The sequence below is a fragment of the Rheinheimera sp. A13L genome (assembly GCF_000217935.1).
Taxonomy (GTDB): Bacteria; Pseudomonadota; Gammaproteobacteria; order Enterobacterales; family Alteromonadaceae; genus Pararheinheimera.
Genome location: NZ_AFHI01000035.1, coordinates 1 through 15,966, shown reverse-complemented (window position 1 = coordinate 15,966; position 15,966 = coordinate 1). Strand labels below are relative to the sequence as shown.

General features: G+C 44.5%; 15 protein-coding genes. 6 read left to right on the top strand and 9 right to left on the bottom strand.

The features are described from left to right. Window positions 1-53: 53 nt before the first annotated feature. On the bottom strand, window positions 54-704 hold the full coding sequence (locus RHEIN_RS16030) for an OmpA family protein (protein WP_008900027.1): 651 nt from the start codon (window positions 702-704) through the stop codon (window positions 54-56). Window positions 705-874: 170 nt separating this feature from the next. On the opposite strand from RHEIN_RS16030, the gene proB reads away from it, so the two are divergent. The 3 genes from proB (at window position 875) to RHEIN_RS16015 (ending at window position 3,794) form a co-directional block, all read left to right on the top strand. After that, window positions 875-1,993 carry a glutamate 5-kinase gene (gene proB / locus RHEIN_RS16025; protein ID WP_008900026.1) on the top strand — a complete coding sequence of 373 codons (1,119 nt, stop codon included), beginning with the start codon at window positions 875-877 and terminating at the stop codon, window positions 1,991-1,993. A 2-nt stretch (window positions 1,994-1,995) separates the two neighbouring features. Then, the gene (locus RHEIN_RS16020) at window positions 1,996-3,246 is read left to right on the top strand and encodes a glutamate-5-semialdehyde dehydrogenase (RefSeq protein WP_008900025.1); all 1,251 of its coding nucleotides are present in this window, start codon (window positions 1,996-1,998) and stop codon (window positions 3,244-3,246) included. Window positions 3,247-3,314: 68 nt separating this feature from the next. Beyond that, a complete protein-coding gene (locus RHEIN_RS16015; protein WP_008900024.1) occupies window positions 3,315-3,794 on the top strand; it encodes a hypothetical protein in 480 nt (159 codons plus the stop codon). On the opposite strand, the gene RHEIN_RS21470 is transcribed toward RHEIN_RS16015, so the two are convergent. Then, complete coding sequence (locus RHEIN_RS21470) at window positions 3,791-4,036, bottom strand: DUF1272 domain-containing protein (RefSeq protein ID WP_008900023.1); 246 nt, start codon at window positions 4,034-4,036, stop codon at window positions 3,791-3,793. The two genes, RHEIN_RS16015 and RHEIN_RS21470, sit on opposite strands and share 4 nt — an antisense overlap. Before the next feature lie 179 nt (window positions 4,037-4,215). On the opposite strand from RHEIN_RS21470, the gene RHEIN_RS16005 reads away from it, so the two are divergent. Next, window positions 4,216-5,298, top strand: coding sequence for a glycerol-3-phosphate dehydrogenase/oxidase (locus RHEIN_RS16005; protein WP_008900022.1), 1,083 nt, complete (start codon window positions 4,216-4,218; stop codon window positions 5,296-5,298). 35 nt (window positions 5,299-5,333) lie between these two features. Here RHEIN_RS16005 and RHEIN_RS16000 read toward each other — a convergent pair whose 3' ends face one another. The 7 genes from RHEIN_RS16000 to RHEIN_RS15970 form a co-directional block, all read right to left on the bottom strand. Next, entirely contained in the window at window positions 5,334-6,461 is a 1,128-nt protein-coding gene (locus tag RHEIN_RS16000) for a transglycosylase SLT domain-containing protein (protein ID WP_008900021.1), read from the bottom strand. Further along, complete coding sequence (locus tag RHEIN_RS15995) at window positions 6,461-6,877, bottom strand: LPP20 family lipoprotein (protein WP_158005491.1); 417 nt, start codon at window positions 6,875-6,877, stop codon at window positions 6,461-6,463. The genes RHEIN_RS16000 and RHEIN_RS15995 overlap by 1 nt, the downstream gene beginning before the upstream one ends. A 167-nt stretch (window positions 6,878-7,044) precedes the next feature. Further along, on the bottom strand, window positions 7,045-8,085 hold the full coding sequence (locus RHEIN_RS15990; protein WP_008900019.1) for a hypothetical protein: 1,041 nt from the start codon (window positions 8,083-8,085) through the stop codon (window positions 7,045-7,047). 116 nt (window positions 8,086-8,201) lie between these two features. Continuing rightward, complete coding sequence (locus RHEIN_RS15985; protein WP_008900018.1) at window positions 8,202-9,128, bottom strand: LPP20 family lipoprotein; 927 nt, start codon at window positions 9,126-9,128, stop codon at window positions 8,202-8,204. Beyond that, window positions 9,128-9,883 (bottom strand): ETEC_3214 domain-containing protein, encoded by a 756-nt coding sequence (locus RHEIN_RS15980; RefSeq protein ID WP_008900017.1) that lies wholly within the window; start codon window positions 9,881-9,883, stop codon window positions 9,128-9,130. The genes RHEIN_RS15985 and RHEIN_RS15980 overlap by 1 nt, the downstream gene beginning before the upstream one ends. 326 nt (window positions 9,884-10,209) lie before the next feature. Then, the gene (gene argA / locus RHEIN_RS15975; protein WP_008900016.1) at window positions 10,210-11,529 is read right to left on the bottom strand and encodes an amino-acid N-acetyltransferase; all 1,320 of its coding nucleotides are present in this window, start codon (window positions 11,527-11,529) and stop codon (window positions 10,210-10,212) included. Window positions 11,530-11,832: 303 nt separating this feature from the next. Beyond that, the gene (locus RHEIN_RS15970) at window positions 11,833-12,651 is read right to left on the bottom strand and encodes a hypothetical protein (protein WP_008900015.1); all 819 of its coding nucleotides are present in this window, start codon (window positions 12,649-12,651) and stop codon (window positions 11,833-11,835) included. Window positions 12,652-13,428: 777 nt separating this feature from the next. Here RHEIN_RS15970 and RHEIN_RS15965 point away from each other — a divergent pair. Both RHEIN_RS15965 and RHEIN_RS15955 read left to right on the top strand, forming a co-directional pair. Then, window positions 13,429-14,235, top strand: coding sequence for a hypothetical protein (locus tag RHEIN_RS15965; RefSeq protein WP_008900014.1), 807 nt, complete (start codon window positions 13,429-13,431; stop codon window positions 14,233-14,235). Window positions 14,236-15,014: 779 nt separating this feature from the next. Continuing rightward, complete coding sequence (locus tag RHEIN_RS15955) at window positions 15,015-15,737, top strand: substrate-binding periplasmic protein (protein WP_008900013.1); 723 nt, start codon at window positions 15,015-15,017, stop codon at window positions 15,735-15,737. Window positions 15,738-15,966: the final 229 nt, after the last annotated feature.

The following is a 15,966-nucleotide window of genomic DNA, read 5'->3' as shown; positions in this document are numbered from 1 at the left end:
CTGGGTTTACCCCAGCCCGCTGCAAATTACAAGTCCAGACCAGCTTTTTTATATCACTGGGTTATAGCTTCGATATGTATCTCAACACGGCGGTTCATCGATCTGTTGCTTTCAGAATTGTTTGGTACTGCAGGGTAGCTTGGACCTAAGCCCTGAGTTTCAATACGAATCGGGTTCAGGCGCTGCGCTACTAAATAATCTTTTACGCTTTCAGCACGTTTTTTCGACAGCTGCATATTGTAGTCATAAGCGCCTGTGTCGTCAGTATGGCCGCTGATCACTAACAGAGTTTTGTCGTATTCGCCCAGCACTTTAGCTACATCATTTAATACCGGATAGAGCTGTGGTTGAATGGCAGATTGATTCACTGCAAAAGTAATTTGTGATGGAATTTCTAAACGTAAAATATCGCCGTCACGATGCACTTTTACACCAGTACCTGATAATTGATCACGCAAAGCCATTTCCTGATGGTCCATGTAACGGCCCACTGCAGCACCAGCTAAAGCACCAATAGCAGCACCTATCGCCAGTCTTTTATTTTTATGGTTGCCTGTGGCTTTACCCAGCACAGCACCTACACCTGCACCAATGGCTGCGCCTTTGGCGGTGTTTTGGTTTTCCGGCGCTATGTTCATGCTGGCACAACCTGATAAAACTAAAGTGCTGCATAAGGCAACTAAACCTAAGTGTTTGGCTTTCATGCGAAATCTCCTGAATTTTTGTGATGCAATTGTACCTCAGTTCAACTGAATTAGCGCTGAACTAAATCAAATCCTGCATTCAACAAAGCTACAGCTTCAAGTAAGACGGGTATAGACATATATACGTCTAAACCAGTATGCTCGGGTGGTTAAAAAATAACTGGAGATAAATGGGTTTTATGGCTGGGTTAAAGTGGCGACGTCTGGTGCTCAAAGTGGGCAGTGCCCTGATTGCACCGGAAGCAAAAGGTTGCTCCACCCGTTATTTGTTGGCTATTGCTGGCTTTATCAGTGAATGCAGGCAACAAGGGGTTGAAGTGGTATTGGTATCCTCAGGTAGTGTGGCTGCAGGCCGCGCTGCTATTCCCTTTGCCCATCACCCCTTACCCATTAATGTCAAACAAGCTATGGCCGCAGTAGGCCAAACCCGCATGATGCAGAGCTGGCGCAATTTACTGGATGTGGATTGTGCGCAAATTCTGCTGACGCATGATGATTTGCAGCATCGCAACCGTTACTTAAATATCCACAATACCCTGCGTACCTTATTGGATCACGGCGTGCTTCCCATAGTGAATGAAAACGATACTGTAGCGACTGCTGAGCTTAAAGTGGGGGATAACGACAATCTGGCGGCTTTGGTGGCTACTGTTGTGGATGCCGATGCTTTGATTATTTGCTCCGATGTCGATGGTTTATATACAGCCAATCCACGTTCTGACAGCAGTGCCAGGTTGATCCCTGAAGTGCATCTGATCACGCCGGAAATTTATGCTATGGCCGGTGGCAGTCATCATTTGATTGGCACTGGCGGCATGACGACCAAGTTGCAGGCTGCCAGCAAAGCGACCTCGCAAGGCATTGATACCTTAATTATTAATGGCCAGAAAGCTGATAGTTTTGCGGCACTTTTGGCAGGTAAAGCTTGTGGCACGCTGTTTCATAAACAGCAGGAACGCTTAAGTGCAAAAAAACACTGGCTGTTACACAGCTTAAAAACACGGGGTGAGTTACAGCTCGACAGTGGAGCTGTGCAGGCGTTGCTGCATAAAGGCGCATCTTTGTTGCCAAAAGGCATCAGCAGTATCAGTGGCGACTTTGACAAAGGTGATGCCATTTGGTTGTGTGACGAGGCTGGCAAACAGTTGGCGAAAGGTATCAGCCAATATAGTGTGGCCGAGCTTGGAAAAATCCGTGGTGTACATAGCCAACAAATTGAAAGTATTTTGGGTTATTGCCCAAGTGAAGTGGTGGTACACCGCGACGATTTAGCTTTAGTGGAGGGCTGAGCATGAGCGACGTAAATATTAAAGCTATTTGCCAGCAGGCCAAAATCGCGGCGTTGCAGCTGGCGCAGTTATCTGAAGCCGATAAAAACCAGTTATTGCTGGCGATGGCGGATCAGTTAGAAGCCGACACAGCCTTGATTCTGGCGGGCAATGCCAAAGATATGGCGGCAGGGCGGGAAAAGCAGTTAGCAGAGGCTATGCTGGACCGCTTATTGCTGACTGAAGAGCGAATTAAAACCTTAGCCAATGCAGTGCGTTATATAGCGGCTTTACCAGATCCTGTAGGCCAAATCCGCCAGATGGCGCCACGGCCTAATGGAATTCAGGTCGGTAAAATGCGTATTCCACTTGGCGTAATAGCGATGATTTATGAAGCCAGGCCTAATGTCACGGCAGACGCCGGCGCTTTATGTTTAAAGTCGGGTAATGCCGTAATTTTACGTGGTGGCCGTGAAGCTCTGCAGTCGAGTTTAGCTATAGCTGCTTCCTTACATAAAGCCATGGCGCAGCAGGGTATTGATCCGGCTGCTATCAGTGTGATCCCAGACCCGGACCGGGCATTATTGCTGGAATTGCTGCAACAAAAAGACAGTGTCGATTTAGTGATACCCCGTGGCGGCGAAGGCTTAATTCATTTTGTCAGCGACCACAGCAAAATTCCGGTCATTCAGCATTACAAAGGCATCTGTCATTTGTATGTGGATAAAGCCGCCGATTTGGATAAAGCTATGGCGTTGTTATTAAACGGCAAAACTCAGCGGCCAGGGGTTTGTAATTCGCTGGAGACCTTGTTGGTGCATCAGGCGATAGCGCCAGAGTTTTTAGCTTTAGTGTCTGCTGCTTTTGAAGAACAGCTGGTAGAGGTGTTTGCCTGTGATTTGTCTTTGCCCTATTTCACTGGAGCGACCAAAGCGGATGACTCTCAGTTTGATACTGAGTACTTACGTTTGGCGATGTCGGTAAAAACAGTGGCCAGTTATGACGAAGCTGTGGCCCATATACAGCGCCATAGCTCAGGCCATACGGAAGTTATTTGCACTCAGGATATCAGCACAGCACAGCGGTTTTTAAAGCAAATTAACAGCGCCGTCGTGATGGTCAATGCGTCGTCGCGTTTCAGTGACGGCGGCGAGCTGGGCTTAGGGGCAGAAATTGGTATTTCCACTTCCAAACTGCACGCCTATGGCCCTATGGGGCTGGAATCTCTGACCACTGAAAAATACATAGTGATAGGGGATGGCCAAACCCGCTAAAGTGGATTCAAGTTTAATGAGGTTGTGCCGATAACAGTAATAATTTTCTGTTTCAGGTGCAAAAGCTGATGATAAAGATGGATGTTTTAACCCAGGTTTTGAACAGGGGCATCAGTAGCTCAGAACTGCGCTCCACTTTGGCCAATTCTGATGCAACTGGCATTGCTGCGTCAGATAACAAGACCGGAATAAAAGCAGAGGTGGGTATTCATGTGGATATTTCGCCTCTGGGTTTGCAAAAGTCCAATAACGCAGGCCGCGACGAAGATATAGACGAAAGTGAGTTGCCTGATGATGTGAAAAACTCGCTGAAAGCTATTCGTAACCAGCAGGAAGAGCTGGAGGAAAAGCGGGAGGAGTTGCAAAAACTGATGAATAACAACTCCATGCCAGCCGAAGAAAAAGAACAAAAAATGAAGCAGCTGCAAGCAGAAATCGGCAACTTAGTGCGGGCTGTTGCAGATGCAAAAAGTCAATTACTCAGCTCGATGCAAGAGCAAGGCTTAAGCGATCAGCAAATACAAAAAGCCATGATGCTGATGGATTAGTTTGTAGTTTTTGTTACGCAGCCAGCTTTAAAAGTCCGCACAGCAGAAGCAGGGTTGGCCTGTAATTTATTGGCAGGCCGCACCGGCCGTCTGACCAATTCCCCACCGCAGTTTGGACAAATCCCTGCCATCTTGTTGGTGCAAACCGGACAAAAAGTGCACTCAAAAGAGCAGATATAAGCTTCGTCTGCTGGCGCTAAATTGGTATCACAACATTCGCAATTGGGTCTGAGTTGCAGCATCATCATTTCCTGTGTTATCGGCTTTATTTCAGCAGCTTTTGCCTGATGTTGTCTGCCAGAATTCAGGCCAATCTCTGCTGCTTTTCAGCCAGCCAGAGCCTGTTAAGTAGTACGGCAACTTAGTTCGACAAAGTAGTCTGGATCTGCTTTGATAGATCAAAGACTTAATGGATTAGCATATGAAAATAGCTGTGATAGGTGGTGGTATTAATGGTTTGTCATCCGCCTGGCAATTGGCGTTGGCTGGTCATCAGGTGGAGTTGTTTGAACGCGACGAGCTGATGCAGGCGACCAGCAAGTCTTCCTCTAAATTATTACATGGTGGTTTGCGTTATCTGGAACAGGGCGAATTCCGGCTGGTGCATGAAGCTTTGCAGGAAAGGCGCTGGTGGCTGAAAAAAGCACCACATTTAACCAAAAGATTACCGCTTTTGTATCCCATTTATCAAAACGGTCAAAGACCGCGTTGGCAAATCAAAATTGGTTTGTGGCTTTACGATCTGCTTAGTGGCAAAAAAGGCATAGGCCGTCATCGCTGGCTGACTGCAGAACAAACCAAACGCTGTTCACCTGATATCAAAACCCAGGGCTTAACCGGGGCTTATTTATTTTTTGATGGTCAGATGGACGACAGAAAACTGGGGTTGTGGGTGGCTGACCAAGCGATCAAAGCCGGAGTGCACATTCATCAGCATTGCCCTGTCAGTCAGATTACAGCAACAGCAGGGGTTTTCGCCGCTAATAGCTCTGATTGGCAAGTGTTTGATTTAGTGGTGAATGTGGCAGGCCCATGGAGTAATCAGTTGCTGGAGCAGTCTGAACTGCCCGTACAACAAGTTTTAGATCTGGTGCGGGGCAGTCATTTACTGCTGCCAGCCGTCAGCCGTTATGGTCATATGCTGGAAGTACCGGGCGAGACCCGTATTGTCTTTGTATTACCTTATCAGGGGCAAACTTTATTAGGCACCACAGAAGTGCGGCAAAGTCTGGCAGAACCTATAGAGTGCAGTGACGCAGAGCAGGCGTATTTATTGAAGCTGTATAACCACTATTTTGACACTCAATTGTGTGAAGCTGATGTTCAAAGTAAATTTGCCGGAGTGCGGCCTTTGTTAGGCGGTAGTGACAGCGCCAGCACCGCCAGTCGCGAATACGCGCTGAACTGGCAACAGCAGTTATTAACAGTATCAGGTGGGAAATGGACTACAGCCAGAGCTTTGGCCCTGACTGTAGTGGAGCAGGTGCAGAAAAAAGTTTTATAGATCCAAGGTCAATATCGCTTTAACCCTGCTAAAGCTCACTCTTCAGCAGTGTAACCCGGAATAGCTTCTGTTACTTTGCGAAGGTATTTACGTGTTTCGTCGTAAGGTAAGTCTGAAATCAACTTTTCATACACTTGTTGTGGGGTCAACGAGTTGATTACTTTGACTGCTTCTCCTAAGGCTTTTTTCCGTTTTGGATGAAATACACTGGCTACATTTCCAGCACCAGTGTTGTATGCCGCAATAATGCAATAATGTCGACTGATGGGATCAGTTATGCCTGATAAGTAGTTTTTATCCAGAATGCTCAGATAAGCGCTACCAAATTTTATATTTAAACCTGGTTCAAATAATTGTTCCGGTGTCGGCGCTTTTTTAATCTTAAATACTCTGGTATTCACATCTTTTCCAGCGCTTTCCGGAACTATTTGCATTAATCCAAAAGCAGGTACAGCGGACTGGGCCATTGGATTAAAACTTGATTCAACTTGCATAATGGCAAGTAACAGCGAACTATCCAGTTTGTATTCAGCCGAGGTTTCTCCTACAAACTTTTTATAGATGGCAGCCCTGTGTTGTAGCAAGTTTTTGTTACTTAATTTTAATGTGAATTGCTTCACACGCTTTTCAGTCACCGACTCTTCATTTTTTGTTGCGACTTTAACAGTGGTTTCTTTGACGTCAACCACCGTATTTTCTATTGTTGCTGCAAAGGACTGGTCGGGCACCATAGACTCTGCCAGAGTTCTGCTGTCGGTTAGTTTAACATCAGATAACAACGGGTCTTTAGCTGCAACAGCCGATACAGACTGTGAGGCAAATTGCACTATGTGTTGTTTTACATCCTTCTCGTTTGGGCTCTGGTTTACCTCCAGTATTTCTACCCTGATTTCTTGTTTCTCAAAATCCAGAACTGTCTTTTGGTTTAAATCTTCGGAGTAGTGGACAATACTATCCTGGCTTGGCAACTCTGGATCATCACCCCACTTCGGTGCTAAACGCTTTTTATACTCTTTGTACCGGTTCAGGTAGGCTTCGCTAAAGCTTTTATAGCTTTGCAGATGTTGAGCTTTCCATGTTTCATAGTCAGATTGGGCCATTGCATTAGTGCAGCAGCCCATTACGACAAACGTTGCCAGAACCAGGCAATAGCTTTGTTTCATTACAGAGCCTCCGCCGCTTTATTCAGGCTTGCTTCTGCCTCCTGCAATAAAAACTTGCGGTACAATTCAGGGTTTTCGGCGTCCACAGATTGATCCAACAGTTTGTCAATGTTTTGCTGATAGGTTTTAGCGTCTATTCCCAGCAATACATACATATTGCCCAGAGGGCTAATTTGTGTGCGGAATATTTTTGAATTGACTATTTCCATTGCAGATACATTCTTTTGGATTCTGACAATGGTGTCTGTTGAAACAGATTGAGTACCAGCTATTTTTTCCGAGGTTGCGCGGGTCAGTTTAGATGCAACATCTGAACTGAAGGTTGCTGACAATTGATTACGTGCCTCTGCAGCAGCAATGTCTTTCATCATCCCCGGACCAGAAGCCAGCTTTGCTGAATAGCCAACAGCTTGCATATACAAACCCTCTGCTGGCTGATCACAAATCCAGGTTGGGGCAGATTTTGTTGGTGCATCAGGGAATACGCAGTCGTGGTAACTGATTTTCTCTGTAGTGGATGCACAACCGGAAAATACTGCTGATAAGACAAGGATTGATAGTTTAAATTTCATGGTTTTGTTCCTTAAAACACATTCAGACTTTTATGGCAGCTACCTAAGAACCAATAGAAACCGTCAGGACAGCGATCATGCTCAATTTTTACCACATCACCTAGCTGTAGTTTATTTATCACTGCTTCTTTTTCCACCAGAACATAAGAACCGTTACTATCAATCTCTTTGGTAATTGTGCCTTCAGTGATCAGTATCTCTTCAACAGTTTGTTCATTCGTCAACGGATTTTGTTTCAGTTCCCGTCTGAAAAAGTTGACTTTAGCACCTGCTTTGGCACCTTTGGTATTACTGAGAGTGGTGCGGAATAAGGCTTCATCTCTTTGACCAGGTTTTTGTCTGCGCTCTAACACAAAGAATGGTGGGACTAATGTATTCAACAACTTATATTGATGTTCACGCACTGCCACACTGCTGGCATTCTTCAGGAGTGAATTTACCTGTCCTTCAGTAATGGGGCATTTGCTGTTATTGGTTTCGGTGTCGCTGCTGCTACGGCCATCAAATTCAAAAGTGCCCATTTGAGACATTTCTGGCAGGCGATATACCCTGATATGTAAAGTGACATCCGCCCGGAATTCGCAGCTTGCAGGGGTTACATGTGTTTTTCCTTTTTTATCTGTCCATGAATCACGTTCAGAAAAGGAACTGCTATATCCACCTTTCACTACTTTTGCCATGACTGCAATATCAGCAGCCTGAAGCCCTGAGGTGCGGTATTTGCCGGTTTTCTCTGCAACCAGCAGTTCGTCACGCATTTTGAGCGCAATGTCGCGTTCGATCATGCTATTTCCTGAGCTCATCATGGCTTGCTCAAGCTCGTTGTAGCTTGTGTAAGCTACAGAAGCATGATGCGTTTCTGCATATTCAAACGGCAGCATAATAATTCGGTGTTCTGCTTTCAGATCGTCGGCGGATGGCGCCATAACAGCTTTGGGAATATTCACCGCTTGTGTATCTGCCAAATTTGGCCCGTCCTGGCCATTCGAAGCACATCCTGTTAATACTCCGATGGCCAGAGGCAAAGCTAATAATATGTTTGGTTTGATCATAGTTACATCTCCGTTGTTTTATTGGTTTTTGTCCTGATTGCTGCAGTGAAAGCTACGCTGCAGGCAAAAGGAGCTAAAAGCGCAAGATCCTGATGTTTCTTTCACTCAGGCTACTTTTAGATTTCCAGCCCTACTACCTGAAAAAGGCCACGACGTTCCAGATCGCTTACAACAGCGCTCACACTCCCTTCGTCTGCAGACTTGTGACTTGCGATAGAGGTGACCTGGACATTTTTTTCTGCTGTGGCTATCAAACTTTTTTTCTCAAGCACTTCATAAACAAGGTTTAAGCTGCTTACATATTCACCAAACATCAGATCGTGCTCAATACTGTGGTGATAGTTAATAGTTAAGTGACAATTTGAACTACAGCTTACAAAGCCGATTTGATTAAATTGTTGTAATAAGGCTCTGTTGAGCTTAGGTAGTGACCCCTTGATGGCAACACGCATAGGTTGCTGTGCCAGACGTTTTTTGAGCAGATGATGAAGATCTGGCCCTGGTGCCAGGCCATTGAGTGCAAACAGCTTCACGCTAAGGTTTCTGTTTTGTTCGGCAAGAGGTAATGCTTTTTTTAACGCGAGCCATTGCTGAAAATCGGCGATAGTGTGTGCCGATAACATGGGATCTAACTTGCCTGCTGTTTCAATAATCTGGTTACGCCACAGAGTGGCCAGCTTCGGCCTGCTCAACTGTATTAAGGCTATAGTCTGCGGTTTGGTAACTTTGCTATTCACTAATTGAAATTGACTGAGTTCAGTGTCTCTGATTTCACTGCGGATTTGCCTGCGAACTGAATCACTGTAAGCCACTCCTGTGTCCTGAGTTATACGGTCCAGTGAAGATGATATTTTGGTGCTGAGTTTGCCTGCTATATCAGCCAGAGCTTGTTGTTGGGCTTCAGCCAACGTATTGCCCTGGCCCAGACCGTAGATGAATTGTTCATTATCTTCAGGTGGATTTTCCCACCACTGTTCAGCCAAAGTTTGAAAAGAGCCGAACAGGCCAATCAACAGAACTAACAAAGCGCTTCGAATATGCATTATAAAGACGATCCTTGTGCAAAATAGGCGTGAAACTCATAGCGTGTCAATAACATGTCTGCGGCCTGTTCCAAGGATAACTCGCCAACAGAATAGACATTGGGGATCAGCATTTTCCGAAGACTTTCGATAGTGCCAAGCAATTGTTCATCGTCAGAACCTTGCATCATTTTTTCATTGATCTGATCCAGTTGTGGGTAAGCCTGTGTCGCTGAACCATATTCAACAAAACCAAGTTGCAATGCGAAAAACATTCCTTCGCGGCCTAACGTTGCTTGTTCAAGGTAGTATCTGAGGTTGACAGTATCTGTAGTAAAGACTCCGTCAAACTTTTGCATTGTATGAAGTGGCGTAAGATTTAATGAGGCCTTAGAAAAACTGATAACAGGTTGGAAACCGTCGAGTAAACTGACAATTTGATAAGCAGTGACTCGCTGGTTTTCCACAGCAAGGGTCAGCAGGAATTTATCGTTGTTGTAATACCTGTACTGAGATTTTGAATGGGTCTGATTCACTTTAATCAGTTTCGCCGGACCGAAGATACTTTCTAAATAGGGTAGGTTTGCACCCACTCTTACATGGGAAAGTTGTTTTAGTTCAACCTGGTCAGTGAAATGTGTCACGAAGCCTTCATATGCTGAAGTAACTACGTCACGAAAATCAGCCCATTGACCTACGGTTAGAATAATTGCGGCCAGAGTGAAAGCAGCAGAGCGTATATTTTTAAAAAAATTATGACCAATAGAAACTGACAAATCGCATCCTTGCAATATTTACTAAATATCCTTGTTGCTTGTTTTAGCACATATAAATTGTGATGCAAACAAATAATCTGCTGGATATATCAAAATAATAGATGCGGCGTTGTACCCGCAAGTGATCGGGATTTCAGCCATCAGCCAGTCTGACCTAAGCTGGGACTGTTGCTTAGGCTATAAAACTGAAGCTTCAACTTCAGAGGGGATATACGGAAATAGTTTCAACATTTGCGAGGCGCTTGGTTATGCATGCTGAATCCAGTTGGGGATAGACCAGAAGCAAAACCACAACTTTGATTTGCACCAAAGCTGTGGTTGTTTGCTTATAAATCCAACGCCAGTATTTTTGAACGGCGTTGGTAGTTATACAACTGTTGTTTTTTCTCTGGCAAGTCCTGCACTGTCACCAGTTCAAAACCATGTTCCTGAAACCAGTGAATACTGCGGGTCGTCAGTGCAAACAGGCGATAGTACTTACGCTGGCGCGCCAGTTGAATAATATTTTTCAGCAAAGCGCTGCCACGGTCTGCGTCACGGTATTGTTCATGCACAGCTAAGCAGGCAAATTCACCTACATTTTCTTCCGGGAATGGATACAGCGCAGCACAACCAATAATTAAACCATCACGTTCAATCACCACAAACTGATCAATTTCCATTTCCAGCTGTTCGCGCGAGCGGCGCACTAACAAACCTTGTTGCTCCAGCGGCCGGATCAAATCCAGAATACCGCCAATGTCAGTGATGCTGGCAGCACGTAAACGTTCTGCCGCTTCGGTGACAATTTGAGTACCAATACCATCACGGGAGAATAATTCCTGCAGCATAGCGCCATTTTCGCCGTAACTGACTAAGTGACAACGTGGCACACCAGAACGGCAAGCAGTGATAGCTGCATGTAAAAAAGCCACAGTGGCTGTGCAGGCGTCTTCTTTTTGCTCCATTTGCCACATTAAATGTTCGGCATAATTGGGCATCAGTTCTGCGGTAATATCGCCATCGTCGGCCACAATACCGCCGGCTTCGTTAAAGCCGATAATCTTTTCTGCTTTAAGCTTAATCGCCACCTGAGTGGCAATTTCTTCGGCTGTCAGGTTAAAGCTTTCGCCTGTGACTGAAGCAGCAACAGGCCCCATCACCACAATACCGTTATTGTCCAGTTGACGGCGGATACCTTGCACATCAATACGGCGCACACGGCCGCTATGTAAATAGTCGATGCCGTCTTCTACACCCAAAGGCTGTGCTATCACAAAGTTGCCGCTGACCACGTTAATTTGTGCATTGTGCATAGGCGTATTGCTTAAGCTCATCGACAAACGTGCGGTAATATCCAGCTGCAAAGCACCTGCTACTTGTTTGATCACCAAAAAAGCATCATCGTCTGTGACCCGGATGCGATTGTGATAGTCACAATTTAAACCGGCTTTTTCCAGAGCTTTATTAATTTGTGGCCTTGCACCATACACCAGCACTATTTTAATGCCGAGGGTATTAAGCAAAGCTATGTCATTAATAATGCTGCGAAAGCCTGGCTGATCTATGGCTTCACCGCCCATCATCACGACAAAGGTTTTGCCACGGTGTGAATTCACATAAGGGGCGGACTGACGAAAGCCATCAACGAGTTCTGTAGTGCGCACTATGGTTTTGTTTCCTTCTGGCAAAAACAAAAATAAGACTAGGGCTGCCTTGTGACAGGAATACGACAGTAGCTTAAGCATAGCAAAATAATGCAGAAGCCATAGCTGACGCTGTATAGACAGCACAAATGAGCGCGCACTTTAAACAATTTTGGATAAATAACCAACAGTTTATTTGTATCAGCAAGGTGTTTTTATAAATTTCATTTTATATCAATATTTTATGTCTTCCTTGTCGTGGGCTGTCATTCATATTTGTGGGTTTTTATGTTGCTTTAATGAATTAATATTAATTGATGCCCTTTAGAAAGGGCAGGCAGGATTTTGCTGCAAAGTAGCTGCTGCCATCTGGCGTAAAAACTGTTGCTGCTCAGCAGACACAGGGATCTGAGGAAAATACGCCAGCAATTCGGCATTGTTACCTGTGATGCTTTGATAAAACACTAAAGCCGTCAGAAAAGTACCAGCCAAAGCCGCATGATTGCCATCCGCTTCATGTAATACCATCCGGGGTTCCTGCTGCCATACTTTGTCCCAGGCCAGGCCAACAGGTGCAATACAGCCTGGTTCAACGGCCACTATAGTCTGATGCAACTGGTGCACGCGGCTACCTTCAGTTCTGTTACCGTCTTGACCATGTTCAGGAAATAACACAGGGGTAGCGTTTTGTGCTTTTACTGCTCTGAGCCACATCAGGCTGTCATCTATTGGATAGCTGTTTAAGCCTGTAGTGGAGTATTTCTGGCCCTGTAAGATGACATGAGTCCAGTTGCGGGATTGCATAAAAGCCAAATCCACTTTGTTGTATAAACGCTCATCCAGATAAGAACCACCGCTAGCCACAGTCATATCCACCGCAGCCCCTGGCCGCCCGGCCAAAATAAACTGCCGGATAAGCTCAGTCAGATTGTGTGAACGCACATGGCTGTTGCCAAACACCAGAATTTGATAATGATCCACATAGCGGTTGTCCGGTACTTCAGCACCCACAGGAAAGTTGGTGCCTATTTGCCCCGGATTTCCCTGTTCAGCCTCGCCACCTTTACAACCAGACAGCAGCAAACTGCTGCATAACAAGATACCGGACATCAAAGCGCATAATGTTTTGCTGATAAAACCCATACAACAACCCCTGTTTTTTTACCGCATATGATTGAGCCGGTAGCATGGAAGCAAGGGCGCAAAAAAGCCTTACTTTTACAGGAGAAAAAGCGGATAAATAAGTGACGGTAGGCAATGAATTTGGATAATGTGTTTTAATTAAACGGATTAGAAGTGCGTTGAAGCACCGGAAGTCTATAAAAGTAGATTTCGTCAGTGAAAAAGCTGTTTTGAGGCTGAGGGCAAGGACTATGTCGGGTGGTTTGCGGAACTTAAGATAGGACGTGTGAAAGGTGATTCGTAAATATATATCCTGGAATTGGTGGGCATTTATCTTTTGGTGCTGCGCAATGGCAGGCTTTATTCTGATTCGAATGGGGGTACCTGTCGTCGGCAATGTATTGTTGTTTTTGGGTATTCTCGCTGGTGGTTTTTGTGTGATCCGCAGTATGTTCCATTGTTTCTTTGAAATGAAAAATAAAAAACAAAGAACCCAGAACCTATGAGTCAGGTACTGGCGTGAACATAGATGCTCATTAATCGAGGCGGTGAGGCTGCTCTGACTTTCTTGGGCTATGTTGCTTTTGGAGCATGTATTTTTTCGGCCCAGAAGGGGCGTAGGCAAAGGTTTCAACCGCGTTATTCTATGAATGGGATTGGTATTGGAAGGAATATTTGATTAATTCAATATGCATTAGTTAGCAACCAATGCCTCCAAAGAACATCCGTGCCTATGAGGATAGCTTGACGACGACCTAATATTCCAGCAGTTAAGTATTACAAGTTGGGCAAATATTCATGAAAAGTACAATATCTTTTATATTTCTGACTATTTCATTATTGGTTTTATCCAATGAAAGAGGAAGCTCTGAAACATGGGGGGAATTCCCTGAACTTGGTGATAAATGGATATCCAAAATCGAGTATCGAGATAATTTTTTTCATTTTTATCTGTCTACAGACTTCAATTATGGTGGACTTATGTTGCCTCTGGAGGTCTACAAATGTACAAAAGCACTCAAATGCCTGAAGGTTAAAGATATGCAGCATCATGCTGGAGCTTGCTCTGTGATTCTAGGTGGTCGAGTCAATTGCATCATAAATAATGAAATTGAAGTTGCATATTTAGACGGCCGAGTATCCATGGTGAAAAACATAAATGCCGTAAGAGTGGATAGATTGTTTGATGGGCATTACTTGATCCCAATAGATTATGTTGACGGGAATCTAATTTTTTCTCATGATTCTGAAAAGGGAGCTAATGTGCCCGATGTTATTTCAATTGATGATTTTAGTGGAAAAAAGAAACATGGGAACGCATTTTGCGGAAGTGAATCGATAGAACATATAGGTCAACACATTGAGGAATACTCCTTAAATGCGAAGTTCTTAACTTCATACAGAATGCGTGATAAACATTCATACAATATCTCTTTGTATAAATATGTTGGAGAGTGTTTTTCTCTAATCGGTGATAGTGATTTCAAAATAAGGGAAGGATATGTGTATCAGGTAGTATATATACCCTTATCCGATTCTTTTTTTATAAGCTATTTTGATGGGGTAAAAGACAGTCAAGTATTCCTCTCGAATAAACCAAACTAACGGTGTCAGGTTTTGCTTCGAGTATAGAGGTAAATGCGGTATGTCACATTAACTGAGGCGGTGAGGCTGCCCTGATTTTATGGGGCTATTGTGCCTTTGAATTATGTGTTTTTCGGCATGGTTGGGCCTCAGGGCAGGAACCGGCCTTCATCGGGTGCTGATTTCGCACAAGAGACCGCAGGATATTCAACAGGAAAATGAACTTTTTCTCACAAAAAAATTTAAAGAAAGCTAGTTAACTAACTAATTGTGAGCTGTTATGAAAGATATAATAGGAACGTTATTTGTTTTTATTTCTAGCTTATCTATAAGTATATGGATTTTTAAAAAAGAGTACGTTTATCTTAACGGCACTCTTTACTCGAAAGATTCAAATCCGTTTATTTTTTATTTTTGGGTTATATTTTTTGCGAGCTGGGCTGTTTTTTCTGTGGTCAGATTTTTTTTCATGCGCTTCCATAAAAAATAACAAACAGAGTCAGGTCTTGAATGTTGCACAAAAACTGGAACTTCGGAGCCAAGTATTGCCCGTGCCCTGTAAATTAAATAACAAGGATGCATCATAATCAGTGTACTCTTTTTGTCCAAACCGAGTTAAACCACCAGCAATCTGGTCAGCGATGCCAGTAACCCTGTCAATTAGCTGCAGCGCCAGCATATGCTGTTACGCTTAAAGTATAAAACGGCTAAACCAAAATTCACCGCAAAAAGCATCTGCTTGAAAATTGTAGTGCCTCACCTACACTGATTGGACATTCGCTGTTTTCCTTGGTGGTTGTGTGCGGCGTGCAGTCTTTTTTATTATGGGCATACTCTGGTTGGCAAGCATTTCTGCAGAGTCTCCACCTTCCATTCATCTGCGTTTATATACCGAAGAGTACCCACCTTTTAATTACACCTATCAGACAAAAATTATCGGCATCAATACTGAGCTTATGCAGCAAGTGTCAGATGATTTGGGTTATGGTGCACGTTTTGAAGTGGTGCCCTGGGGGCGAGCGCAGCGTTTTACTCAAACCCAGCCGGATACCTGTTTCTTTTCTGCGGTTCGTACTGCTGAACGTGAAGCTCTTTACAGCTGGGTAGGCCCTTTGATCAAAGAGCATGTGCAGTTGTTTTCGCTGGATCCTGAACACCCGAAATTCAGTCATTTTTCAGAGGTAAAAAAGCTCAGGGTCGGAGGCCAGTCGGCCGACGCTTATACTGACTTTGGTGCCAGTCAGGGCCTGAATATTGATCCTGTAGCTGAGATCCCTGTCAATCTGTCGAGGCTTGAATTAGGCCGTATTGACCTCTGGCTGGCAGGTTCTATTGGTGGCCCTTTTATCGCTTCGCGTAAAGGCCTGCGTTTATATCCTGTGGCAACCAGTGACAAAGTGTTTGAGCTCTGGCTGGCCTGCAATAAGCAAATGCCGGAAGCCATTATTCTTCAGCTTAATAGCAGCCTGCAACGTAAGCAGCAGGACGGCAGTGTAGATGAGATTATGGAGCGGTATCGTTGATTAAAAGCGAGGTTTACGGCTGAGATTTTGGTCAGCCAGGCGACTTGTTTCTTTTTGCCGCGCTGAAACTGACCGCAATAAACAGAATGTTATCCGTTCTACAGCAGGCACTACGGCGTTCATTATTCAGTTGCATGCAAGGTAACGTAAGTTATTTGAATCTATAAAATTATCTGGAGTAGGTGACGCTATACCGACAAACCAACGGGGTCACCCATTAGCCTCTCAG